The 22,729-nt window shown below is 68.1% G+C and carries 21 protein-coding genes and 1 pseudogene; 13 read left to right on the top strand and 9 right to left on the bottom strand.

Translation table 11 applies throughout. The annotated features are described in order from the left end of the window. Nucleotides 1-10 precede the first annotated feature (10 nt). A complete protein-coding gene (locus H0B43_RS16290; RefSeq protein WP_397517464.1) occupies nucleotides 11-1,405 on the top strand; it encodes a lipase maturation factor family protein in 1,395 nt (464 codons plus the stop codon). On the opposite strand, the gene H0B43_RS16285 is transcribed toward H0B43_RS16290, so the two are convergent. The 5 genes from H0B43_RS16285 to H0B43_RS16265 form a co-directional block, all read right to left on the bottom strand. Next, on the bottom strand, nucleotides 1,402-2,196 hold the full coding sequence (locus H0B43_RS16285; protein WP_185726985.1) for an ESX secretion-associated protein EspG: 795 nt from the start codon (nucleotides 2,194-2,196) through the stop codon (nucleotides 1,402-1,404). The two genes, H0B43_RS16290 and H0B43_RS16285, sit on opposite strands and share 4 nt — an antisense overlap. Continuing rightward, entirely contained in the window at nucleotides 2,193-3,380 is a 1,188-nt protein-coding gene (locus tag H0B43_RS16280; protein ID WP_185726986.1) for a PPE domain-containing protein, read from the bottom strand. Before H0B43_RS16280 ends, H0B43_RS16285 begins: the two co-directional genes overlap by 4 nt. A gap of 34 nt (nucleotides 3,381-3,414) precedes the next feature. Continuing rightward, nucleotides 3,415-3,720, bottom strand: coding sequence for a PE family protein (locus H0B43_RS16275; RefSeq protein ID WP_185726987.1), 306 nt, complete (start codon nucleotides 3,718-3,720; stop codon nucleotides 3,415-3,417). A gap of 150 nt (nucleotides 3,721-3,870) precedes the next feature. Beyond that, complete coding sequence (locus H0B43_RS16270) at nucleotides 3,871-4,221, bottom strand: metallopeptidase family protein (protein ID WP_185726988.1); 351 nt, start codon at nucleotides 4,219-4,221, stop codon at nucleotides 3,871-3,873. A 1-nt stretch (nucleotide 4,222) separates the two neighbouring features. Then, a complete protein-coding gene (locus H0B43_RS16265) occupies nucleotides 4,223-5,329 on the bottom strand; it encodes a septum formation family protein (RefSeq protein ID WP_185726989.1) in 1,107 nt (368 codons plus the stop codon). Between the two features lie 81 nt (nucleotides 5,330-5,410). On the opposite strand from H0B43_RS16265, the pseudogene H0B43_RS16260 reads away from it, so the two are divergent. From H0B43_RS16260 to bfr, 4 genes and pseudogenes are all read left to right on the top strand, one after another. Beyond that, nucleotides 5,411-5,829: pseudogene (locus H0B43_RS16260) on the top strand (ankyrin repeat domain-containing protein). A 33-nt stretch (nucleotides 5,830-5,862) separates the two neighbouring features. Beyond that, nucleotides 5,863-7,119, top strand: coding sequence for a serine--tRNA ligase (serS, locus tag H0B43_RS16255; RefSeq protein WP_185726990.1), 1,257 nt, complete (start codon nucleotides 5,863-5,865; stop codon nucleotides 7,117-7,119). A gap of 95 nt (nucleotides 7,120-7,214) precedes the next feature. After that, entirely contained in the window at nucleotides 7,215-7,397 is a 183-nt protein-coding gene (locus H0B43_RS16250) for a bacterioferritin-associated ferredoxin (RefSeq protein ID WP_185726991.1), read from the top strand. 90 nt (nucleotides 7,398-7,487) lie between these two features. Continuing rightward, the gene (gene bfr, locus H0B43_RS16245; protein WP_072938629.1) at nucleotides 7,488-7,973 is read left to right on the top strand and encodes a bacterioferritin; all 486 of its coding nucleotides are present in this window, start codon (nucleotides 7,488-7,490) and stop codon (nucleotides 7,971-7,973) included. A gap of 79 nt (nucleotides 7,974-8,052) precedes the next feature. Here the strand turns inward: bfr and H0B43_RS16240 are convergent, their stop codons facing one another. Both H0B43_RS16240 and H0B43_RS16235 read right to left on the bottom strand, forming a co-directional pair. Continuing rightward, complete coding sequence (locus tag H0B43_RS16240) at nucleotides 8,053-9,600, bottom strand: MBL fold metallo-hydrolase (RefSeq protein ID WP_185726992.1); 1,548 nt, start codon at nucleotides 9,598-9,600, stop codon at nucleotides 8,053-8,055. A gap of 98 nt (nucleotides 9,601-9,698) precedes the next feature. Beyond that, nucleotides 9,699-10,529, bottom strand: a complete 831-nt coding sequence (locus H0B43_RS16235; protein WP_185726993.1) for a hypothetical protein — start codon at nucleotides 10,527-10,529, stop codon at nucleotides 9,699-9,701. Between the two features lie 89 nt (nucleotides 10,530-10,618). Between H0B43_RS16235 and H0B43_RS16230 the strand changes: the two genes are divergently transcribed. The 3 genes from H0B43_RS16230 to H0B43_RS16220 are packed head-to-tail and all read left to right on the top strand — an operon-like array spanning nucleotide 10,619 to nucleotide 12,981. After that, nucleotides 10,619-11,374 carry a 1-acyl-sn-glycerol-3-phosphate acyltransferase gene (locus H0B43_RS16230; RefSeq protein ID WP_185726994.1) on the top strand — a complete coding sequence of 252 codons (756 nt, stop codon included), beginning with the start codon at nucleotides 10,619-10,621 and terminating at the stop codon, nucleotides 11,372-11,374. Between the two features lie 9 nt (nucleotides 11,375-11,383). After that, nucleotides 11,384-12,115, top strand: coding sequence for a 1-acyl-sn-glycerol-3-phosphate acyltransferase (locus H0B43_RS16225; protein ID WP_185726995.1), 732 nt, complete (start codon nucleotides 11,384-11,386; stop codon nucleotides 12,113-12,115). A 44-nt stretch (nucleotides 12,116-12,159) separates the two neighbouring features. Beyond that, nucleotides 12,160-12,981 carry an HAD family hydrolase gene (locus tag H0B43_RS16220; RefSeq protein ID WP_185726996.1) on the top strand — a complete coding sequence of 274 codons (822 nt, stop codon included), beginning with the start codon at nucleotides 12,160-12,162 and terminating at the stop codon, nucleotides 12,979-12,981. Between the two features lie 31 nt (nucleotides 12,982-13,012). Here the strand turns inward: H0B43_RS16220 and H0B43_RS16215 are convergent, their stop codons facing one another. Beyond that, entirely contained in the window at nucleotides 13,013-15,115 is a 2,103-nt protein-coding gene (locus tag H0B43_RS16215; protein ID WP_185726997.1) for an N-acetylmuramoyl-L-alanine amidase, read from the bottom strand. Between the two features lie 235 nt (nucleotides 15,116-15,350). On the opposite strand from H0B43_RS16215, the gene H0B43_RS16210 reads away from it, so the two are divergent. Then, nucleotides 15,351-16,928, top strand: coding sequence for a SpoIID/LytB domain-containing protein (locus H0B43_RS16210; protein WP_185726998.1), 1,578 nt, complete (start codon nucleotides 15,351-15,353; stop codon nucleotides 16,926-16,928). Here the strand turns inward: H0B43_RS16210 and H0B43_RS16205 are convergent. After that, on the bottom strand, nucleotides 16,925-18,049 hold the full coding sequence (locus H0B43_RS16205; protein ID WP_185726999.1) for a glycosyltransferase: 1,125 nt from the start codon (nucleotides 18,047-18,049) through the stop codon (nucleotides 16,925-16,927). The genes H0B43_RS16210 and H0B43_RS16205 overlap by 4 nt on opposite strands. Before the next feature lie 147 nt (nucleotides 18,050-18,196). On the opposite strand from H0B43_RS16205, the gene glf reads away from it, so the two are divergent. Genes glf through H0B43_RS16185 form a run of 4 tightly spaced genes read left to right on the top strand, consistent with a single transcriptional unit; the run spans nucleotide 18,197 to nucleotide 22,728 of the window. Continuing rightward, nucleotides 18,197-19,414, top strand: a complete 1,218-nt coding sequence (gene glf, locus H0B43_RS16200) for a UDP-galactopyranose mutase (RefSeq protein ID WP_185727000.1) — start codon at nucleotides 18,197-18,199, stop codon at nucleotides 19,412-19,414. Further along, nucleotides 19,411-21,327, top strand: coding sequence for a glycosyltransferase (locus tag H0B43_RS16195; protein WP_185727001.1), 1,917 nt, complete (start codon nucleotides 19,411-19,413; stop codon nucleotides 21,325-21,327). Before glf ends, H0B43_RS16195 begins: the two co-directional genes overlap by 4 nt. Next, nucleotides 21,308-21,826, top strand: coding sequence for a phosphatase PAP2 family protein (locus H0B43_RS16190; RefSeq protein WP_185727002.1), 519 nt, complete (start codon nucleotides 21,308-21,310; stop codon nucleotides 21,824-21,826). Before H0B43_RS16195 ends, H0B43_RS16190 begins: the two co-directional genes overlap by 20 nt. After that, nucleotides 21,823-22,728 (top strand): decaprenyl-phosphate phosphoribosyltransferase, encoded by a 906-nt coding sequence (locus H0B43_RS16185; protein WP_185727003.1) that lies wholly within the window; start codon nucleotides 21,823-21,825, stop codon nucleotides 22,726-22,728. The genes H0B43_RS16190 and H0B43_RS16185 overlap by 4 nt, the downstream gene beginning before the upstream one ends. Nucleotide 22,729 lies beyond the last annotated feature (1 nt).

Genomic DNA, 22,729 nt, shown 5'->3' with positions numbered 1-22,729 from the left:
AGTGACGGCGGTGGAATGGTTCGTTGGCGATGACTATTGGCTCGGTCGGCTGCTCGTCACCGAGGGACTCGCCGCGATCTATCTCGTCGCGTTCGTCGCGGCGAGAAACCAGTTCAGGCCCCTCGTCGGTAGCACCGGGATGCTGCCCATCCCGGATTTCCTCCGCCGCGTCACGTTCGGGCGCGCCCCGAGTATCTTCCACCTGCACTACTCGGACCGGTTCTTCGAGACGGTGTGCTGGACCGGCGCCGCCCTGTCCCTCGCCGCGCTACTCGGTCTGACGCAGATCATTCCGCTCACGGCGTGCATGCTCGTGTGGTTCGTGCTGTGGGTGCTGTACCTGTCGATCGTCAACGTCTCCCAGCTCTGGTACAGCTTCGGCTGGGAGTCGTTGCTGCTCGAGGCGGGGTTCCTCGCGATCTTCCTGGGCAACGCGTCGGTCGGGCCGCCGATTCTCGTGCTGCTGGTGCTGAGGTGGCTGTTGTTCCGTCTCGAATTCGGTGCCGGACTGATCAAGATGCGCGGCGATCGATGCTGGCGCAACCTCACCTGCCTGTACTACCACCACGAGACACAGCCCATGCCCGGACCGTTCAGCTGGTACTTCCACCGGCTGCCGAAGCCCCTGCACCGGGTGGAGGTGCTCGGCAACCACTTCGCTCAACTCGTGGTGCCGTTCGGCCTGTTCGCGCCGCAACCGGTGGCCGCGATCGCCGCGACGGTCATGATCGTCACCCAACTCTGGCTGGTGGCGAGCGGCAACTTCTCGTGGTTGAACTGGACGACGATCGTGCTCGGTCTGTCCGTCATCCCGGACGGCGTGTACGCGGCGGTGCTGCCGTTCGACATACCGGCAGGCAGCGATTCGGCGCCGCTGCCCTTCGTGGTGGCGGTGGTCGCGGTGACGGCGCTCGTCGCCGTGCTGAGCTACTGGCCGATTCGGAACCTGATCTCGCACGGGCAGCGCATGAATGCCTCGTTCAACAAGTGGCATTTCGTCAACACGTACGGCGCGTTCGGGAGCATCACCCGGGTGCGGTACGAGGTGATCGTGGAGGGGACGGCCGACGGACACGTCAGCCTCCGCTCCGAGTGGAAGGAGTACGGCTTCAAGGGAAAGCCGGGCGACGTGCGCCGTCGACCGCGCCAGTTCGCGCCGTATCATCTGCGACTCGACTGGCTGTTCTGGTTCACGGCGATCTCGCCCGGGTACGCCGAACCGTGGTTCCGGGGGTTCGTCGAGCGGTTGTTGCGGAACGATCGCGACACGTTGAAGCTGTTGCAGTACAACCCATTCCCGGATGAACCGCCCAAGCATGTGCGGGCGCGCATGTACCGGTACGAATTCACCACCTGGAAGGAACGCCGCGACACCGGCGCGTGGTGGAAGCGGCAGCCGATCTAGGTCAGTCGGTCGGCCAGCGATTCCAGCGCCTGCCGCAGACGCTGCGGGCTGCCGGGGCTGAGCGACGACCACGCGACCCCGTGCGCGGAGACGCTGGACGTGCCGACGACGCGTCCGCCCGGGGTGTCGAACACGGTGACGGGACCGCCCACCGGATCGTATTGCCCGTCGCCGTACGCGATTCCGACGATCTCGGCGTATCTGGTGCAGCCGGCCATCGCGTTGCCGAGGGTGGCCGCGTCGGCTGCGGTCACCCCGAGTGCGGCGAGGGCCGCGGCGAGCGACTTGCCGTCGCCGCCCTGATCGAAGGCTTCGCCGAGCTGGACCGTGGGTGCATTGACGACGCCGAAGCTCAGCGGGTCGACCGTCCCGAGCGCTCCGATGACGGGGGCGAAGATGTCGGCGCCGGCGTCCTGGACGACGTACGTGTCGCCGGCGCGCAATGCCAGCACCGCGACGGTGTCACCCTGCGAGATGCACAAACGCGAAATGCTGCCGTCGACGTACCAGCGCAGGGCGATCTCCCACCGCGGTCGGGCGAGCACCCGGAGCCGGTCGGCGAGTGCGGGGTGAACCCCACCGCCCGGGAGCAGATCCCGGGCGGCGAGGGTGTCGACGGCGCCGCGGAACGCTGCGTCCCGGGCGTCGTAGCTGTCGTACCGCGGCCCGGCATCGAGCACCACCGGCAGTACGTCGAGCGCGAGCGTGTCGACGAGATAGTCCATTTCGTCGAGGCTCAGGGTCACCGCCGGGAGGGTCGGGGTGCCCGGCTGGGTGCCCAGATCGATCACCGTCCGGACTCCCGGTGGTCGGGGTTCGCGCCGATGACCGACGGGATGACGGTGCGCCCGTCGGAGAAGTGCTCGAAGTTCTTCAGGTAGTCGGGGGTGTCGCGCTCCTCGTCGTCCTGCGAGCCCGCGCCGGCGGCGCCGCGTCCGACCGTCATCGGCCCGCTGCCTGCGGCACCGCGCGCCGCCGCAGCCGGGGTCACGTCGGCTCGGACCTCCCCGATCACACCGCCGGGTGCAGGCGCGGGTGCGCCGGGTCGGGCGCCCTGGCCGAGCCCGTCCGCCTTGCCCCAGCCCTCGGGCAGCGTCGCACCGCCGGCACCGATCGCACCGACCGACGTGCGTGCCGCCGCAGCGCTGGTCGACGCGGAGCCACCGCCGTACGATCCGCCCGACATCATCGGTGCACCAGTCAACGGGGTGACGCCGCCGCCGGTGACCGCGGACAGCGCCGCGCCGCCGATATTGCTCGCCGCCGACGTGGCGGTGGAGACGGTGGTGCCGGCGATGCTGCCGACCTGCGATGTGGCCGCGGTGACGGCGGGGTTCTGGCCGGCGGCCATCACCGCGGCCGCGGCCGCCCGCGTCGGATCGAATTCGCCGTCGGACGGAATCTCGTCGAAGCTTCCGACCTCCTTCGAATCGGCCTTGGTGACGATGCGCGGCGGCTGCTTGTACGTGCGCTGCAGCGCGAGGATGTTCGACGCGGCCTCATAGCCTTCCATCACGAGCCCGGCACGAATATCCATCGCGCGGTCGGCGGCTTCCGCGGCCGCGGCGGTGCCGTTCAGTGCGCCACCCGTCGAGTAGGCGGCGGCCTTCGCGGTCTTGACCGCGACGATCTCGGGAATGCTGGGCATGATCAGCGCGGCGGTGGTGTACGCCCCCGCCTCCAGCCCCGCCTTCGCTGCCGTATCCGCTGCGAGTTCGGCGCATTCGGCGGTCCACACCGTGAACGGCGTGATCTTGGCCAGAGCGGCGACGGCGGACACGCCCTGCCAGCCGGCGGCGAGTTCGGCCATCACACGGACGAGCGTGATGTTGGCGTCGACGAAGCTGGTGGACAACGCCGTCCACGCCGCACTCGCCACGCTGAGCGGCACCGGTCCGGCGCCCGCGACGAGGGTGGTCGAGTTGACGGTTGCCCCGCGGGGCAACCAGATGACACCTGTCAGTCCCATGGTCATGTCTGATCTCCTGGTGGTCTCGAGGCGCCCGCGGTCACATGCCCGCAGCGAGGGTCGCGCCGAGCGCGAGGTCCTCGGCGACATACAGCGCGGCCTGGGTACGGAGCGTGTTCGCGGTCTCGCGCATCTCGAGAATGCCCTGGGCGACAGCCGGAGTGAACGTGGTGGCCACGGTGTTGAAGTAGCCGGCCGCGTGCAGGGACACTTCTTCGCTCCCCGACGGGAGCACGCGGATGGCCGCGGAATTGAGCGCGACCGATGCCTCGAGACGCGCGGCGAGCGCGTCGAGTTCCACGGCGGCGGCGACGAGAGCTTCAGGTGCGACGTGCAGATCCGGCATTGCGTCGAACTCCTTCTGACCTAGGCAGGCGGAAGGCAGTTGCCCCCCGGCAAACGAACTGCATGATGCAGCTGTCCCTACTCACTTGGACGCTGCAACTCGCTCTTCGGTTCCCCCCGCTCCCGAGAATTTCTTTCTCGGGAAAACCGTTCATCCCCAGCCGAGCTCGTGCAAGCGATCTTCTTCTATCCCGAAGTAGTGTGCAACCTCGTGTATTACGGTGACGGCCACCTCGTGCACGAGTTCCTCCTCCGAACTGCAGATGTCGAGGAGGGCGTCGCGATAGACGGTGATCGTATCGGGCAGGGATCCGCCGTAATGACTGTCCCGTTCCGTCAGCGCAATCCCGTGGTAGAGGCCCAGGAGGTGCGGGTCCTCGTCGTTGCGGTCGTCGACGAGGACGACGACGTTGTCGATGGCGGCCGCGAGCTGCGGCGGGATCAGGTCGAGTGCGTCGCCCACCAATTCCTCGAATCGGCCGGGCGTCATGCTCACCGCCACATCAGTTCCCGGGAACGGGCGCTGCGCCGGGAAGCGGGGTCGGTACCGACCGGCCCTCCGGGACCGGCGGCGGCGCCACGGGTGCCGCGCCGTTGATGAGGATCTCGCCCTTCGCCGAACCGGTGAGGGTCGAGAAGCCGCCGGCGCCGGTTTCCTTGCCCACCGAGCAGTTGACCCGCCTGCTGCCCGCCAGCCAACTGTCGAGTTCGAGGTTGTCCCAGAACAACGTCAGCGTCTTGTCCCGCAGGGCGTCCGCGGAACCGAGGTACTCGTTGGCGGCCTGCGTGCACACGCCTTCGAGGTACTTGTCCTGGTCTTCGACGGACGGCATCGAGGCGGGGAACTGGGTGGCGAGGTCGACGACGGAGATCACTTCGAAGGCGTGCGGCTGCGCGCAGTCGACGGGATCGGTGGGCACGTTCTGGTTGATTCCGATGCACGTGCCCGGATCCCAGATGTTGGACTGGTCCTGCTCCGCGACCTTCCCGGTGAACGGCAGCAACGTGCCTGCGGTGCTGGAGAATTGGAGCCCGCAGCGCAGCGTGCGCTCACCCGACGCCCAACCGGACTCGCTGGGGAACATGAGGCCCACACTGAACTTGCCGTACGGGTCGAACTTCGCGCCCAGGTAGGTGTCGACGGCGGGCACGCAGTGCTCGTCCCGCAACGACGCGAACCGCAGTGCACCCGGGTAACGCGAACCCGGACCGAACTCGGCGCCCGGGTAGACGCTGAGGTCCAGTGGTGCCGCCACCTCGAACCGGTGCTCGTCGGCGCAGCCGACCTTCGCGACGTCCTTGCGGTCCTCCTGGGGATCGTTCGACGGCGTCCAGTCGAGGCAGTCGCCGGCGGCCGCCGACGAGAACGCGTCGCCTGCCACGGTCCCGGTCGCCTGCGGGCCGGGGCCGGTCGAGTGCGTCGGGAGGTTGTCGCTGCGGTTGAAACCGCCCGCGATCGCGAAGGTGGCGATCGCGGCCACCACGGCACCTGCGGCGACGGCCGCCAGCGCACGACGCGTCGTGGTCGCGGACATGCTGCGGGGAGCCTTCCCCGGTCGCCCGGAATTCTCCGGCTGGGGCTCGGCGCCGTTCGATTGATCTGAGGACATCGATTTCCATAATGCCTGTTCCGCTCGTGGAAGCAGAACAACTCCCGCAATCGGCTGGAACCTGGCGTAACTTCGACGACCATGAGCGACGATCCTCGGCAGTCCGCCGAGCAGGTGGATCCCGAAATTCAGGAGCTGGCCGGACGGGTGTTCGACACGGCACGATCCGGTGACGCCGTGTCGTTGGCCACGTACGTCGACGCGGGCGTCCCGGTGAACCTGGCCAATCAGAACGGCGACACGCTGGTGATGCTGGCCGCCTACCACGGGCACGCGGAGGCCGTTCAGGTGCTGATCGACCGAGGCGCCGACGTCGACCGGCTCAACGACAAGGGGCAGTCTCCGCTGGCAGGGGCCCTGTTCAAGGGTGAGGACGCCGTGGTTCGCACGCTCGTGGCGGGCGGCGCGGACGCACCGCCGGGCATCCGACCGCCGTCGACGCCGCCCGCATGTTCGGCCGCGAGGACCTCCTGAGCATCCTGGAACCGAAACCGGAGTGAGCCGCCCGGCGGCGCCCGGTAGGGTTTGAAGCCGTGATTGACCTGAAGTTCCTCCGCGAGAACCCCGACGCCGTCCGTGAGTCGCAGCGCACCCGCGGCGAAGATCCCGCCCTGGTCGACGCGCTGCTCGAGGCCGACGCGTCCCGCCGGGCCGCCGTTCTCGCCGGCGACAACCTGCGCGCCGAGCAGAAGGCCTTCGGCAAGAAGGTCGGGCAGGCGTCCCCGGAGGAACGTCCGGCGCTGCTGGAGGGCTCCAAGGAACTCGCAGCCAAGGTGAAGCAGGCCGAGGCCGAGCAGCACGAGGCGCAGGCCGCGCTCGACGCCGCGCACCGGGCGATCTCCAACATCGTCCAGGAGGGTGCCCCCGCCGGCGGCGAGGACGACTTCATCACCCTCGAGACGGTCGGTGACGTTCCGACGTTCGACTTCGAGCCCAAGGACCACCTCGAGCTGGGCGAATCGCTGGGCCTGATCGACATGGAACGCGGCGCCAAGGTGTCGGGCGCCCGCTTCTACTTCCTCACCGGCTTCGGTGCCATGCTGCAACTGGGAATGCTGCAGCTGGCGGCGCAGAAGGCGATGGCCAATGGTTTCCAGATGATGATCCCGCCGGTGCTGGTGCGCCCCGAGATCATGGCGGGAACCGGGTTCCTCGGTGCCCACGCAGACGAGATCTACCACCTCGCGGACGACGACCTGTACCTCGTCGGCACGTCCGAGGTCCCGCTGGCCGGATACCACTCGGGGGAGATCCTCGACCTCGCCGACGGGCCCAAGCGGTACGCAGGCTGGTCGACGTGCTTCCGCCGCGAGGCCGGCAGCTACGGCAAGGACACCCGCGGCATCATCCGCGTCCACCAGTTCGACAAGGTGGAGATGTTCACCTACTGCAAGCCCGAGGACGCGGACGCCGAACACCAGCGGCTACTCGGGTGGGAGCGGGACATGCTCGCCGCCATCGAGGTGCCCTACCGGGTGATCGACGTCGCGGGCGGCGACCTGGGGTCGTCGGCGGCCCGCAAGTTCGACTGCGAGGCGTGGGTGCCGACGCAGCAGGCGTACCGGGAGCTCACCTCGACGTCCAACTGCACGACGTTCCAGGCGCGACGCCTCGGTGTGCGGTACCGCGACGAGAATGGGAAGCCGCAGACGGCCGCGACCCTCAACGGCACGCTGGCCACCACGCGGTGGATCGTCGCGATTCTCGAGAACCATCAGCAGTCGGACGGCACCGTCCGGGTGCCCGAGGCGCTCGTGCCGTTCGTCGGCACCGATGTTCTGAAACCATGATCCGTCCGACCGAGGTTGTGGCAAGGCTACCCTTGCGCAAACGCGAGAATGATGTAACCCTTACCTAATCTGGTTGGTTGGTTAAGGAGCTCCACATGTTCGTGTGCATCTGCAAGGCCGTGACGGAAGACGAAGTGCACGAGCACTGCGCCGCCGGGGCCGACAGCGCTGATGCGATCGGTGAGCGTTGCGGCGCCGGCTGGGGATGTGGAACCTGCGTCGATCGGTTGAAGGAGATTCTGGGCGAGCGCTCGGTGGTCGCCGGCACGGCTGCGTGACGACACCGCAGTACAACTGAATCCCGCGATCCGCCACACCGCGAATTGGCCGGTGGTACGTTCGCCCTAACCTGGGCGAACGGAGAAGTCATGCGTGGCGACGACGAGATCATTGCTCTTCTCAACGAACAGTTGACCAGCGAGCTGACCGCGATCAATCAGTACTTCCTGCATTCGAAGATGCAGGCCAATTGGGGTTTCACCAAACTCGCGGACAAGACTCGGGCTGAATCCATCGAAGAGATGACGCACGCCGAGATCCTGACCGACCGGATCCTGTTCCTCGAGGCGCTGCCGAACTACCAGAAGTTGCTGCCGCTGCGCATCGGACAGGACCTGCGTGAGCAGTTCCACTCCGACCTCTCCATCGAGGTCGAGGTGGTCGAACGGCTGCGTCCGGGAATCCAGATGTGCCGCGAGAAGGGCGACGCCACGTCGGCCAAGCTCCTCGAGGGAATCCTCAAAGAGGAGGAAGACCACATCGACTACCTGGAGACGCAGATCGAACTGATGGACAAGATGGGCGACCAGCTCTACATGGCCCAGCTCGTCGATCAGCCGCCGACCGTCGGGTAGACCCGGGTGAACGTACCTTTCGGCGCCTCAGCGGCACCGAAAAGTACATTCGGCCGCCGCGCTCAGAGGTCCGTCAGGCTCAGAGCTTGGCGGACCGCAGTTCGTGACCCTTCGACGTCTTGCAGCGGCCCGACTCGAGGTCCCACTGCCAGCCGTGCAGGTTGCAGGTGAGGCTTGTGCCGTCGACGACGCCGAACTTCGACAGGTCCGCCTTGAGGTGCGGGCACCGCCGCTGGATCTCGTAGCCGCCGAGTTCGATCGACGAAGAGTCGTCGTGGGCCTCGGCGAACCAGCCGTCGGCGTACGCGATTCGCTCGTCGGTGAGGCACTTGAAGAACGTGTACAGGAACTCGTTGTACCCGCCGACGCGCCACGCCTCGAAGCGGGTGGACAGGAAGATGGTGTTCACCCAGTCGGGTTCGTCGTCGCGCAGCACCGTGCGCACCAGCTCGGGCGCGATGCGGAACCCGTAGCGGTATTTGCCGTCCTTCTCGCCGCGCGGTCGGACGGTGCGCTGCGGGAAGTCGAGGACGACGGTCTCGTCGCCCATCACCAGGCCGACGGGGTAGCCGATGCCGTCGCAGATCAGGTCGGACTGCTTCATGATCGGCTCGAACTTCGCCTTCAACGCCTCCAGCAGCGGCTCACCCTCCGCGGGCGCCCACGTGGCCTTCTCGGCGGCGAGGACCGGTGCCATGCGCTGCGCCATGTCCTCGATGTACGCGGCCTTGTCGGAGAAGATCTTGTCGACCTCGGCGTCCGGGATCGGATGTGTCAGCGTCAGCTCGCCGCCCTTCAGGTCCGCGGTGGACCCCGGGATCATCAGGATGCCGCCATCGTTGCCGTGGAGCCGCATCTGCTCGAGGAACGTGATCTGGTCGGGGAAGATGTTGCCCTCGTCGCCCCGGTCGTCGTTGAGGTAGCGCAGCGCGTCGTCGAGGAACACCGGCGGTCCGGCGGACGGGACCACCCACGTGGCCGCGACCTGCTCGATGTAGCTGCGGCAGCGGTCCATGCCGCGCTGCCGCTTCTGCTTGCCGAAGTTGGCCTTCGTCTTGGTGGGGATGTCGTAGACCATCGGGTACCAGATGGCGCCCGAGTACTGCAGCAGGTGGATGTCGATCGTGCCGAACTCGTCGTGCAGCACGTCCATGTCGACGGGGCGGGCGTCGTTCATGTTGAAACACGTGGTCTCACCGTCCGACACCACCAGGCCCGAGTCCCCGATCGGACCGTCTGCCGGGGCGCGCAGCGCGATGATCATGATGTCCAGGTCGCCCTTGGGGCCTGACACCGTGTGCTTGACCGAGTCCTCGGTCTCGAAGAACGTGTGGAACCCCAGCGCCTCGAGTTCGCGCCTGAGGTCCGGCACCGGGTAGTCGGGGAGCAGCACCGTCGCGTCCTTGTTGACGTGCTTGCTCAGGTTCTCCGGGTCGAAGTGGTCCTTGTGCAGGTGCGACACGTACAGGTAGTCGCAGTTGCCGAGGGCGTCCCAGTCGAGCTGGGTGTTGTCCGGGAACGGGAACCAGGACCCGAAGTACGCGGGGTTCACCCAGGGGTCGCACAGGATCGAGCCTGCCTCGGTCTGGATGTGGAATCCGGCGTGTCCGACGCTGGTGACCTGCACTGGTTTGCCTCCTGGGAGCTGAGCGACTGTTCCAGGGTAGGCGTTCCCCCCAGGCGAGTGACAATGCGCGCTCCAGCACACGTGCCACTCATGTGCGGTCAGGTCACTTCGCCGAGGCAATAACCGTCGGGTCCGATGGACAGGGTGATCCGCTTGGTCTCCGTCGCCCCGGACACATCGGTGACCGGAACGGACACGTCGAGGTAGTCGCCGCGGCCCTGGGTTGCGGTCATCGCGTCGGCGGCGAACGCCCTGGTGCCGGCCAGGACGTCGGGGTCGGCCTTGAGGGGCGGCTGACCGCCGGTGCCGGTGCCGGACGGGTCCCAGGGGCTGAAGCCGGGGCAGATCAACGGGTACGCGGTCTCGGTGTCGGCCCGGTTCACCGGCGCGCCCGACTCCCGCGACAGGAATCGGGTGACGGCGTATTCGGCGTCGGCGGGCGTGTAGAAGTCGGCGGTCCCGGCGGGGTGGACGTGGGGGCAGGCGTAACCGGACGCGACCTCGCTGCGCTTGACGGAGACCGTGGTGCCGCCGCCGGTCCAGGACACCGCGAACTGGCCTTCGACGCCTGGTCGGCCGAGCGCACCGAGGATCGTCGCGGTGTCTGCGTACTGATCGGCGGCCTGGGCGGGCGGCAGCGTCCAACATCGCGCGGGGACGGTGGCGGGCCGGGTGACCAGGTCGGTGGCCCAGGCCCGGACCGCGTCCGCCGCCGCCGGGTTGCCGGGAACATCGCCCACGACCACCTGCGGCACCGGGGCAGGCGGCGGCGTGGTCGTGTCGGGCTCGACCGCGGACAGTGGAGCGGAGGAGGTGTCGGCCGGGGCCTGCTCCGTCGGGATTCCGGACTGCGCGTCGCACGCCACCCCCGCCGCGAGAACCACCGCGACGACCGGCGCGAGGAGCGCCCTCCTGCCCGTGCCACCCATCCCCAGCGCGCCCTTTCTCTCGACTCCCCACCGAATGTCCGTGCCCGACGGCGGGCCAGATCGCGGATACCCGGCTACGCTAGCCGATTGTGGAACCCGTCTATCGCACCGTCATCGGCATCGCCCGCACCGTATTCGCCCTCGAGGGGCTGAAGTTCACTGTCAAGGGCGATCGGCACATTCCGGCGACGGGTGGGGCGGTGATCGCGATCAATCACACCGGCTACATGGACTTCACCTATGCCGGACTTCCGGCCCGCCGCGTCAAGCGGTACGTCCGCTTCATGGCGAAGAAGGAAGTGTTCGACAACAAGATCTCGGGCCCGATCATGCGCGCGCTCAAGCACATTCCGGTCGACCGGGCCGCCGGTGCGGATTCGTACAAGGCTGCTGTCGACTTCCTGCGTCGCGGTGAACTGGTGGGTGTGTACCCGGAGGCGACCATCAGCCGGAGCTTCGAGATCAAGGACTTCAAGTCGGGTGCCGCGCGCATGGCGATCGAGGCGGGCGTGCCGATCGTTCCGGTGGTCATCTGGGGTGCGCAGCGGGTGTGGACGAAGGGGTTCCCGAAGCGGCTGGGCCGCACGAACACTCCCATCTCGATCGCCGTCGGGGAGCCGATCCAGCCGTTCGGACCGGCGTCGGAGCTGACGGAGAAATTGCACGCCACGATGAAGACGATGCTCGCCGACCTCCAGCAGGGGTACGAGCACCCGGCCGGCGAGTACTGGGTGCCCGCCCGTCTGGGCGGCTCGGCACCGACGTTGGACGAAGCGAACAAGATGGATGCCGCCGACGCCGAGGCGAAGGCGGCGTCCCGCAAGGCGCGGGAGACCGGTAGCTAGTCGGTGCCGGTGGAGCCTGTCTATACGGCGGTCGAGTCGACGGCTCGGGCGTTGTCCCTGTTCCAGGGGTTGCGGATCACGCGGGTCGGCCTGGAAAACATCCCGGCCGAGGGTGGTGCGGTGCTCGCGGTCAACCACACCGGGTACCTGGACTTCGTCCAGTTGGCGCTCGCGGTCGGTGCGGTCGACCGCAAGCTGCGGCTGATGGCGAAGGCCGAACTCGCGAACAACAAGGTGGTGGCGTTTCTCATGCGCGGGTGCGGGGTGATCCCCGTCGACCGGACGGCGGGCGCCGGTGCGTACCTGGCCGCCGTGGAGCGGCTGCGCGAGGGCGAATTGGTGGGCGTGTATCCGGAGGCGACCATCAGCCGCAGCTTCGAGATCAAGGAACTGAAGTCGGGTGCGGCGCGCATGGCGATCGACGCGCAGGTGCCGATCGTGCCCGTCATCGTGTGGGGTGCTCAGCGGATCGCCACCAAGGGGCAGCCGAGACATTTAGGGCGGCATCGGTTCCCGGTGACCGTCGAGGTCGGCACGCCGATCGCGCCGCACGAACCGGCCGAAGCCCTCACCGAGACCCTGCACAGGCACATGGACGCGATCCTGCGCCGGGTGCAGAACGGATTCGACCATCCGGCGGGCGCCTACTGGGTGCCCCGACGTCTCGGCGGCACCGCGCCGACCGTCGAGGAGGCCACCGAGATGGACCGCCGTGAGGCCGAGCAACGCGGGGCGGGGTAACGGCCGCCCGGCGGGGTCTCCGGTTCGGCAGGCAGAATGGCCGGGTGAGCCCAGACCGACCGAGCCTTGTAGCGTCCGATGTCGACGGCACCCTTATCGGGGAGGACGAGCGCGTCAGCGCCCGCACCCGGGACGCCGTCGCGTCGGTGGTCGCGTCGGGAACCCCGTTCGTGCTGGCCACCGGCCGGCCCCCGCGCTGGATCCATCCGGTGGTCGAGGGCCTCGGTTACGCGCCGCTCGCCGTCTGCGCCAACGGCGCCGTCATCTACGACAGCGACAGCGACCGCGTGCTCAGCGCCGAGACCCTCGACGTGGACACCCTCACGTGGCTGTCGGAGCTCGCGCTCGACGTGCTTCCCGGCGCCGGACTCGCGGCGGAGCGGGTGGGCGTCAGCGCTCACGACGCGGCGACACCGCAGTTCGTGAGTTCCCCCGGATACCAGCACGCCTGGCTCAACCCCGACAACACCGAGATGTCGGAGGACGAGGTGGTGGCGGCCCCGGCGGTGAAGCTGCTGATCCGGGTGCCGGGAATGTCGAGTCAGGCGATGGTGGACGCGCTGGCACCACACATCGGGGCTCGCGCGGACGTCACGTTCTCCACCGACAACGGGCTGATCGAACTGTCGGCGTCGGGGATCACGAAGGCGTCGGGTCTCGCGCTCGTGGCGGAACGGCTCGGCGTCACGGCGTCGCAGATCGTGGCGTTCGGCGACATGCCCAACGACATTCCGATGCTGAACCTCGCGGGCCGAGGTGTCGCGGTCGAGAACGCGCATCCCGACGCCAAGGCGGTCGCCGACGAGGTCACCGCCACCAACTGGGACGACGGGGTCGCGAAAGTACTCGAGCGCTGGTGGTCCTGAGACCACCAGCGCCCGAAAGGGTGAACTTCGATCAGCCGGCCGGAACCGGAGCGGGCTCCGGGGCAGGCGCGGGAGCGGGTTCCGGAGCCGGCGGAACCTGCGCCGGGTCCGCGGGCGGTGCGACGGGTGCCGCGGCATCCACCCGGGCCCCGTTCTTGTAGGTCTCCGCATACGTGTCGTTGTACGTCTTCAGAACCTTCGTGACGATGCCGGTGAGCTCGTTGAAGATCAGCGAACCGTTCTCGAAGTCGGTGCGCAGACCGCCCGGGATCGTGTACTCGTCACTGGTCGGCAGACCCAGTTCGCCGTTGTCGGCGCCGAGACTCTGCCACGTCTTGAAGATCTGACCGAGGACCGCCCACACACCGCCGTTGGGCGAGGTGAAGACGGCGCCGTTGGTGAACTCTGCGCCCGAGTTCCCCGCCTTGGCCTGCAGCAGTCCGGTGATGGCATGGCCGAGCCGGCCGGTGTCGCCGCCCTCCGCGACCCACTTCTGCGCGACCGGCGACGGGTCGGTGAGCCGCAACAGCTCGTTGACCAGGGCCGGGATTCCCGCACCGAGGTGGCCACTGGCATCGGTGCCGGGACCGCCGGACGGTGCCGGAGCCTCACCGGCGGGTGCGTCGGAGGCGAGGGAGGCGTTGCCGCCGCTGAGGTTGGCCGCCGCGATCTGCCGGATCTCGTCCATGTGTGAGTACGCGGCATCGCCCGGGCAGGAGGTGTTGCCGACGTCGCGGTGCGCGAAGATCACCGGCAGGTCGACGGCCTCACCCTGCGCGTACGGGGTGAACTCGGTGCCCTCGGAGTACATCGTCGTCTCGCCGAGCGGATCGAGTCCGGCCTTGCCGAGCTTCCAGCCGAGGAACTTGCCGACGGCGTCGAGGGTGACCTGCGGCGGATCCTCGGTCGAGAAGTCGCCCATCATCGCGACGCCCGTGGTGTTCTCGTTGAAACCGCCCGCGTGTGCGCCCTGGACGGGACGGTCGAGACCGCCGGCGCGACCCTCGAAGATCTGGCCGTATTTGTCGACCAGCGCGTTGTAGCCGATGTCGCACCAGCCGAGCGTCTGCGCGTGGTACGCGTAGATTGCCCGGACGATCTCGGCCGATTCGGCCTTCGAGTAGTCGTTGGCGCCTGCGGTGTGGTGCACGGTGGCACCACCGATGAAGTCGTCGTAATCGGGGTCCTGGCAGCGGATGGACTCGTCCGCACCCCACTGCTGGCGGCTGATGACCTTGGGACCGCCGCTGTCGAGCGGGCTCGCGATGTCGCTGAGGGTGGAGTCGCTCGGGCTGCTGCCGGGTTCGATGAGCACGGCGGTGACGTCGTCGGCACCGGTCTGTGCCGGCTGCTGACGCAGCGGGGTGTTGACGGCGGCGGGGGTGTAGCCGAGCGGCGCGGCCCCGGCGGGCGCCGGTGCGGGAGCGGGCGCCTCGGGGGCCGGGACGGGTGCCGCTGCGGGTGCGGGCACGCCGGCGGGCGCGGGCACCGAGGTGGGGGTCAGGATTTGGATCGCCCTGGTCAGCCCCACGTACACGGGTTCGGTCGCGACCGTGCCGTCCGACGCAGTCTTGTCGGTGCGGCGGGTGTCGATCATGTCAGGGGAGACCCACTGCCCCCACGTTCCGTCGGCCTGCAGCGCGCGGACCTTGGATTCCGCGGACGCCAGCGTCTCGGAGGTGAGCGCCACCATGCTGAACGGGGTGTCACGGGACAGTTCCTTGACGATCGCGCCGGGCTGCTGATCGGCGGGCGGCAGGATCGCGGGATCGGAGACGTCGCCCGGGGCGGGGATCTTCAGCGGGATCTGCAGGTTCGGGATCTGGATTCCCCCGGGCAGCTGCAGATTGCTCGGGATGTGGAGGTACGGGGGGATCTTCAGGTTGCGGAGGTCGCCGATGTTGACGTCGGGCAGGTTCAGCCCGGTCAGTTCCTTCAGCGGAATCACGATGTCGGGGATCTGCGACAGCACGACCTGCGCGATCTCGGTGGACACTGCGGAGTTGGAGGTTTCGTTCGTGGAGCGGACATCGGAGGGTGCGCTACTGATGCCGTAGACCGCGACGGGACTTGCGACAGCCAGAGCGGCGACAGCCCCGAGAACGATCGAGGGCTTCGGTCGACGGTGCGGCAAGGGGGACTCTCCTCAGTTGTAGTTTCCTGCGAGCGACCTCGCGTGTCTGCAACTCGTAATGCTCATGTGACGGAAGCGACTGTTGTTGCTAACTCCAATCACTCTTGCCACACTAGTCACACAGGTCCATAACGCTCAACCTTACATTGAGACTTTATCCCGAATTTCTCGGACCCGCTGAGACGAGTCGCATGCCCGTCTCGGCGCTCGTTGTTCAGCGATGAGGAGTGCAGTGATGGCGAAGACCGAATTCGGGGTTCGTGCAGGTAGACCTGCCTGGACCCGCAGGAGGCGGTACATCGCGGGCCCTCCCGCCCCGCGCGGATTCAGGGCCAAACTCCTGCGCGCGTCGGCTCTCGGCATCGCGCCCGTCCTCGTGGTCGGCGCCGTTACCGGCGTCGTCGTCCATCTGCGCTCCTCCGGTCAGGAGGTCCGGGAAACCGTTGCGTCCGACACGCCGTTCACGCTGTCCGGGCACGGCAACGGCCACGGCCGCGGGATGGGCCAGTGGGGCGCCTACGGGTACGCGAAGGATCAGGGCTGGGCAGCCGAGCGCATCCTCGGCCACTACTACGGCGGGACCACGCTCGGCACCCTCGCCGACGCCCAGATCAGCGTCCGCCTGCAGGCGCGGGACGATCAGCCGCTCGACGTCTACTCCGATGCCGGCGCGGTCGTCGCCGGCAAACCCGTCGGACCGGGGGAGGCCGTCCACCTGACGCCCACCGCCGACGGCGGCGCCAACGTCGTGGTCACCAGCGGATGCGCCGGCGACGTCCTGTGGCAGGACGCCACCGACCACCCGTGGGTCGACCCGATCGACCTGGCCCCGGACCGTCCGGTCACCGAGCACCTCAAGCTGTGCGCCGGCGACACCCCCTACCGCGGCGCCCTCGGCGTCGCGCTCGACGGCGCCGCCATGCGCACAGTCAACGTCCTCGACATGGACGACTACCTGCTGGGCGTCGTGCCCGCCGAGGCGAAAGCGGACTGGGCCGATACCGGTGGGGCCGAGGCGCTTCGGGCGCAGGCCGTCGCGGCCCGCTCCTATGCCGCCGCCGAGAATCGTGAGGAGTACGCGAAGACCTGCGACACCCAGAGCTGCCAGGTGTACGGCGGGTCCGCGAAGGAAGATCCGCGGACCACCGACGCCGTCCGCTCCACCAAGGGCATGATCCTGACGAAGGACAACAAGGCGGTCGCGGCCGAGTTCTCCTCGTCCACAGGCGGATACACCGCGGGCGGCGAGTTCCCGGCCGTCGAGGACCAGGGCGACACGGTGTCGCCGAACCACGACTGGACGGTGACGCTGACCGCGGGCGACATCGCGTCCGCGTTCAATGTGGGAGACCTCGAATCGTTCGAGGTGATCACCCGCAACAACTTCGGGGTCGACGGCGGACGCGTCACCGGCGTGAAAGTGGTCGGATCGTCGGGTACCGCCGAGGCCACGGGCGCCGAGGCGCGAGCCAAGCTGAAACTCAAGTCCGACTGGTTCGCCGTCGGCGACGGACTCGGCGTCCCCGCGCCCCCGGCCGCACCCGAGGTACCCGAATCCACCCTCGCGTCCGCGGGTGAGGACCACGACACCGTCGGCACCACCGAGGGCTCGCCGATCGCGGAGAAGTACAAGGAACTCGGCGGCGTCAACAGCACGCTGGGAGCACCCGTCGGCCCGGAGATGATGCTGCCGTCCGAGGCGGGGAAGTTCCGGATGTTCACCAACGGAACCATCATCTGGACGAAGAAACTGGGCGCGCAGGTGATCGACGCCAGTGTGCTCCGCGAGTGGTTACCGACCGGCGGTAGCTAGGCCGGGCAGGGCGGACCGGTTCCCTCGAGCACGGCGAGCATTCCGTCGACGGATTCGGCCCAGCCGAAGTCCTCGGCCCGCCGCCGCGCCGACGCCCGGCGCGTCCGCGAGGGGATCTCGAGAACACCGCTGACCGCGTCTGCGAACGCCGGACCGCGGTCGCGGGCGAGCGCGCCGCAGCCCGGTGTGATGATCTCGGCGAGAGCCGACGACTGTGACGCGACCACCGGGGTGCCCGCCGCCAGCGACTCGAGCGCCGACAGGCAGAACGTCTCGTGCGGTCCCGGCGCGAGCGACACGTCCGCCGACGCGAACAGCGACGCCAAGCGGCCCTTGTCGCTGATGAACCCGGTGAAGTGCACGGGAAGTCCCCGAGCCCGGTACTGCAGGGATTCGCGCCGGGGGCCGTCGCCGGCGATGACGAGCCGGGCGTCGTGACCCTGGCGGCGCAGCAACCGGACCGCGTCGATGCTCCGCTCCACCTGCTTCTCCACCGACAACCGGCCGCAGTGCAACAGGAAGCGCTGCGCCGGGTCGGCGAAGGAGTCGCGCATCACCTGGTCGTGTTTGCCGGGGTGGAACATCGTGAGATCGACACCGAGCGGAACCCGGTACAGGTTGGGGGCACCGATCCGGGTGAACTCCTCGCTGGCGAAGTCGGTCGTGCAGACCACGGCGTCGTAGTTCCGCGCCATCCGGCGGTTCGCGACGTCGGCCCAGCTGCGAGCCACCCGACGGGGGACGACCTGGCCGAGCAACCGGTCGAGGCGTTCGTGTGACACGACCACGCTGCGAACCCCGCGGGCCCCGGCCCAGCCCCCGAAACCTCGCAGCGTGAGCCGGTCGGACACCTCGAGGACATCGGGACGCAGACCGCTCACGACATCGGCGACCCGGCGCGGGTTGACGACGCGATATCCCCCGGTCGCCGGGATGGTGGGAGCCGAGCGCGTGATCCGCAGGACCCCGCTCGGCAACAGCTCCTCGCAGTCGCGCTGACCTGGGACGACGAGGATCACCTCGTGTCCGCGTCCGACGTACCCCTGACCCCAGTTGTGGAGGGCGGTGCGGAGTCCACCCGACCGCGGTCCGTAGAAGTTCGCCAGCTGGACGATGCGCACCCGCCCATGTAGCGCGACCGCCGCGTCGGAGGGAACAACGAGGTCTGCAGAACCGGTGAATACAGGGAGAACTCCTCGTGCGTGCGGAAGGGGTCCGTGCACCCCTTGGCCGCGCACGGGCGGCGGAGTCGCTTACCCTGGTTCATCGTGACCGCTGCAACCCCAGAGACAACCGCCCCTGGCCGGTACGACCTCATCGTCGTCGGCTCGGGATTTTTCGGACTGACCGTCGCCGAGCGTGCAGCAACACAGCTGGGTAAGCGTGTGCTGGTGCTCGACCGTCGTCACCACCTGGGCGGAAACGCCTATTCGGAGGCCGAGCCCGAGACCGGAATCGAGATCCACAAGTACGGAGCGCACCTGTTCCACACCTCGAACAAGAGGGTGTGGGACTACGTCACCCAGTTCACCGATTTCACGAACTACCAGCACCGGGTGTTCGCACTCCACAAGGGGCAGGCGTACCAGTTCCCGATGGGGCTGGGCCTGGTGTCGCAGTTCTTCGGGCGCTACTTCACCCCGGACGAGGCGCGGAAGCTGATCGCCGAGCAGTCGAGTGAGATCGACTCCGCGTCCGCGTCCAACCTGGAGGAGAAGGCGATCTCCCTGATCGGTCGTCCGCTGTACGAGGCGTTCGTGCGCGACTACACGGCCAAGCAGTGGCAGACGGACCCGAAGAACCTGCCCGCGGGGAACATCACCCGGCTGCCGGTGCGGTACACGTTCGACAACCGCTACTTCAACGACACGTACGAGGGCTTGCCCGTCGACGGCTACACCGCGTGGCTCGAGAACATGGCTAAGGACCCGAAGATCGAGGTCCGGCTCGAGACCGACTGGTTCGACGTCCGCGACGACCTGCGCGCAGAGAGCCCCGGCGCCCCCGTCGTCTACACCGGACCCCTCGATCGCTACTTCGACTACTCCGAAGGCGAGCTGGGCTGGCGCACCCTCGACTTCGAGACCGAGGTGCTGGACACCGGTGACTTCCAGGGAACCCCGGTCATGAACTACAACGACGCCGACGTGCCCTTCACCCGGATCCACGAGTTCCGCCACTTCCACCCGGAGCGGGACTACCCGAAGGACAAGACGGTCATCATGCGGGAGTTCTCCCGGTTCGCCGAGAGCAAGGACGAGCCGTACTACCCGATCAACACCCCGGACGACCGCGCGAAGCTCGGCGCCTACCGCGACCGCGCCAAGGAAGAGATGTCCACGAACAAGGTCCTGTTCGGTGGCCGTCTCGGCACCTACCAGTACCTGGACATGCACATGGCGATCGCCAGTGCGCTCTCGATGTTCGACAACTCCCTGCGTCCGCATTTCGAATCGGGTGCCGACCTCGTGGGGGATGCCGAATGAGCGCCCGGCATCTGCTCGAATCCGAGAAGGTCACCGAGGACACTCCGTTACTGGGCAAGTCGCTGCTGCAGCGGGTGATCCTGCCGCGTGCCGGCGAGCCGCTCGACGTCCGCACCCTCTATCTGGAGGAGGCGAAGACCAACAGCCGCCGCGCGCATTCGCTGTCGCGGACATCGCTGTCGGTGGGCGCCGAGTCGGAGGCGTCGTTCTGCACCTACTTCAACGCGTTCCCGGCCAGCTACTGGCGCCGGTGGAGCACGCTGAGCTCCGTGGTGCTGCGGCTCGAGCTGTCGGGACACGGCCGCATCGACGTGTACCGGTCGAAGGCCGACTCGTCGCGCATCCACGTCGAAGGTCGCGAATTCCAGGACAGTGATGCCGCGCTGGAGTTCGAGGTCGAGCTCGCCCCATTCGAGGACGGCGGCTGGATCTGGTTCGACATCACCTCCGACACCGAGGTGGTGCTGGAGAGCGCCGGCTGGTACGCGCCGGTCGAGGCTCCCGGTGCGGCCACCGTCGCCGTCGGCATCCCCACGTTCAACCGACCGACCGACTGCGTCAAGGCACTCACGGCGCTGGCGTCCGACGAACTCGTCATGGACGTGGTCAAGGCCGTCATCATCCCGGATCAGGGCACCCGAAAGGTCAAGGACGAGCCCGGCTTCGCGGAGGCGGCGGACGCCCTCGGTGACCGGCTGGCCATCCACGACCAGGCGAACCTCGGCGGGTCCGGCGGCTACAGCCGGATCATGTACGAGGCGTTGAAGACCACCGACTGCCAGCACATCCTGTTCATGGACGACGACATCGAGATCGAGCCCGACTCGATCCTGCGCGCGCTCGCCATGTCCCGGTTCGCGAAGACGCCGATGCTCGTCGGCGGGCAGATGCTGAACCTCCAGGAGCGCAGCCACCTGCACTCGATGGGCGAGGTGGTCGACCGGTCCATCTTCATGTGGACGGCCGCACCCAACGTCGAGTACGACCACGACTTCTCCCGTTACCCGCTCAGCGACCGCGAGAACTCGCGCCTGCTGCACCGCCGGATCGACGTCGACTACAACGGCTGGTGGATGTGCATGATCCCGCGGCAGGCCGCCGAGGAACTCGGTCAGCCGCTGCCGCTGTTCATCAAGTGGGACGACGCCGAATACGGTCTGCGCGCCCGGAACGCCGGCTACCCGACCGTCACCATGCCCGGTGCCGCGATCTGGCACATGGCGTGGAGCGACAAGGACGACGCCATCGACTGGCAGGCGTACTTCCACCTGAGGAACCGGCTCGTCGTCGCCTCCCTGCACATGCCGGGCAACGGCCGCGGGCTCGTGATCAACACCGTCAAGGCCACGATCAAGCACCTCCTGTGCCTGGAATACTCGACGGTCGCGATCCAGAACCAGGCCATCGCCGACTTCCTGCAAGGCCCCGAGCACATCTTCGAACTGCTCCCCACCGCGCTCGGCAACGTCCACGCAATGCGTAAGGAGTATCCGGACGCCGTGGTCCTGCCGTCGTCGACGAGCCTGCCGCTGCCCTCGGGCGCCGAGGTCGGCGCCGTCGGGGAACCCCGCAACCCGCTCGCGAAGATCGTGCGACTCGGCAAGGGCCTGGTCCACAACGTGAAGCCGGCGCACGAGGAGCACCACGAGCGCCCGCAGCTCAACGTCCCCACCCTCGACGCGCGATGGTTCCTACTGTCGCAGGTGGACGGCGTCACCGTCACCACCGCGGACGGGCGAGGAGTCGTCTACCGCAAGCGCAACCCCAAGCAGGCACTCGAACTGCTGAAGGAAGCCATCCGGCTGCGCCGCGAACTCGCGCAGCGGTTCCCCGAACTCAAGCGTGAGTACCAGGACGCGGTTCCTGCCCTGACCAGCAAGGAGAGGTGGGAACGTGTCTTCGGCATCAAGTGAGGTCCAGATCCTGCAGACCATCCAGTCGACCATCGCGAGCCGACCCGGCGTCGTCTCGACCGCACGCGGGATGTCCCACTTCGGTGAGCACGCCCTCGGGTGGGTGGCCGTCGCCGGACTCGGCGCCGCGGTCGACAAGCCCCGCCGCCGTCAGTGGGCGGGCGTCGCGGTGGGTGCCGTCGGCGCGCACGCGGCCTCGATCGTGATCAAGCGAGTCGTCCGCCGCCCCCGGCCGAACGACCCGTCGATCCAGGTCAACGTGTCGACGCCCAGCAAATTGAGCTTCCCGTCCTCGCACGCCACGTCCACGACCGCGGCTGCCGTGCTGCTCGGCCGCCTCACCGGGCTACCCTTGCCTGCGTTGTTGGTACCGCCGATGCTGCTCTCCCGGCTCGTTCTGGGAGTGCATTACCCGACCGATGTGCTCGCCGGATCTGCCCTGGGGGCCGCCTCCGCGGTCGCGGTGCTGAAGGCCGAGCAGAAGTTTGGAGAGAAATGAGCGAGGAACCGGCCGTCGTTACCGGACCCCCGACGTCCCTGGCGGCAGGCATCGTCAAGGCCGTCCGCCCGCGTCAGTGGGTCAAGAACGTCCTGGTCCTCGCAGCTCCCGTCGCCGCGGGCACGGCGACGGAATCCGACGTCCTGCTTCCCGTCGCGCTCGCCTTCGTGGTGTTCTGCATGGCCGCGTCCGGCATCTATCTCGTCAACGACGCGATGGACGTCGAAGCGGACCGCGCGCACCCCACCAAGCGGTTCCGTCCCATCGCCGCCGGTGTGCTGCCGGTCAACCTGGCGTACGCGATGGCGGTCGTACTGCTCGGCGGATCGCTCGCGCTGTCGTTCCTCGCCAACTGGCAGCTGGCGGTGGTGATGGCCGTCTACATCGGCATCCAGCTGGCGTACTGCTTCGGCCTCAAGCATCAGGCCGTGCTCGACATCTGCATCGTCTCGTCCGGCTTCCTGCTGCGCGCCATCGCCGGTGGTGTGGCCGCCGAAATCGCTCTGTCGCAGTGGTTCCTGCTGGTCATGGCATTCGGTTCGCTGTTCATGGCGGCCGGTAAACGGTACGCGGAACTGCAGCTCGCCGAACGCACCGGCGCCAAGATCCGCAAGTCCCTCGAGAACTACACCACGACGTACCTGCGTTTCGTCTGGACACTCAGCGCTACCGCGGTCGTGCTCTGCTACGGACTCTGGGCGTTCCAGCAGGACGACCTGAAGGGCACCAACTGGTACGCCATCTCCATGGTGCCGTTCACCATCGCGATCCTGCGTTACGCCGTCGACGTCGACGGCGGCGAGGCGGGGGAGCCCGAGGAGATCGCGCTGGGCGACCGTGTCCTCCAACTCCTCGCGATTGCCTGGATCGGAGTGGTGGGTGTCGCTGTCTACCTCGTCTGAC

This window comes from Rhodococcus sp. 4CII (assembly GCF_014256275.1).
GTDB lineage: Bacteria > Actinomycetota > Actinomycetes > Mycobacteriales > Mycobacteriaceae > Rhodococcus_F > Rhodococcus_F wratislaviensis_A.
The sequence above is the reverse complement of the archived record's forward strand: the minus strand, read 5'-3'. Positions and strand labels throughout refer to the sequence as shown.

What these genes read in the sequence shown, in the direction of transcription:
- H0B43_RS16280 (WP_185726986.1), bottom strand. Translation starts at nt 3,380, where the DNA reads ATGACCATGGGACTGACAGGTGTCATCTGGTTGCCCCGCGGGGCAACC.
- H0B43_RS16275 (WP_185726987.1), bottom strand. Translation starts at nt 3,720, where the DNA reads ATGCCGGATCTGCACGTCGCACCTGAAGCTCTCGTCGCCGCCGCCGTG.
- H0B43_RS16265 (WP_185726989.1), bottom strand. Translation starts at nt 5,329, where the DNA reads ATGTCCTCAGATCAATCGAACGGCGCCGAGCCCCAGCCGGAGAATTCC.
- H0B43_RS16250 (WP_185726991.1), top strand. Translation starts at nt 7,215, where the DNA reads ATGTTCGTGTGCATCTGCAAGGCCGTGACGGAAGACGAAGTGCACGAG.
- bfr (WP_072938629.1), top strand. Translation starts at nt 7,488, where the DNA reads ATGCGTGGCGACGACGAGATCATTGCTCTTCTCAACGAACAGTTGACC.
- H0B43_RS16235 (WP_185726993.1), bottom strand. Translation starts at nt 10,529, where the DNA reads ATGGGTGGCACGGGCAGGAGGGCGCTCCTCGCGCCGGTCGTCGCGGTG.
- H0B43_RS16210 (WP_185726998.1), top strand. Translation starts at nt 15,351, where the DNA reads ATGGCGAAGACCGAATTCGGGGTTCGTGCAGGTAGACCTGCCTGGACC.
- H0B43_RS16195 (WP_185727001.1), top strand. Translation starts at nt 19,411, where the DNA reads ATGAGCGCCCGGCATCTGCTCGAATCCGAGAAGGTCACCGAGGACACT.
- H0B43_RS16185 (WP_185727003.1), top strand. Translation starts at nt 21,823, where the DNA reads ATGAGCGAGGAACCGGCCGTCGTTACCGGACCCCCGACGTCCCTGGCG.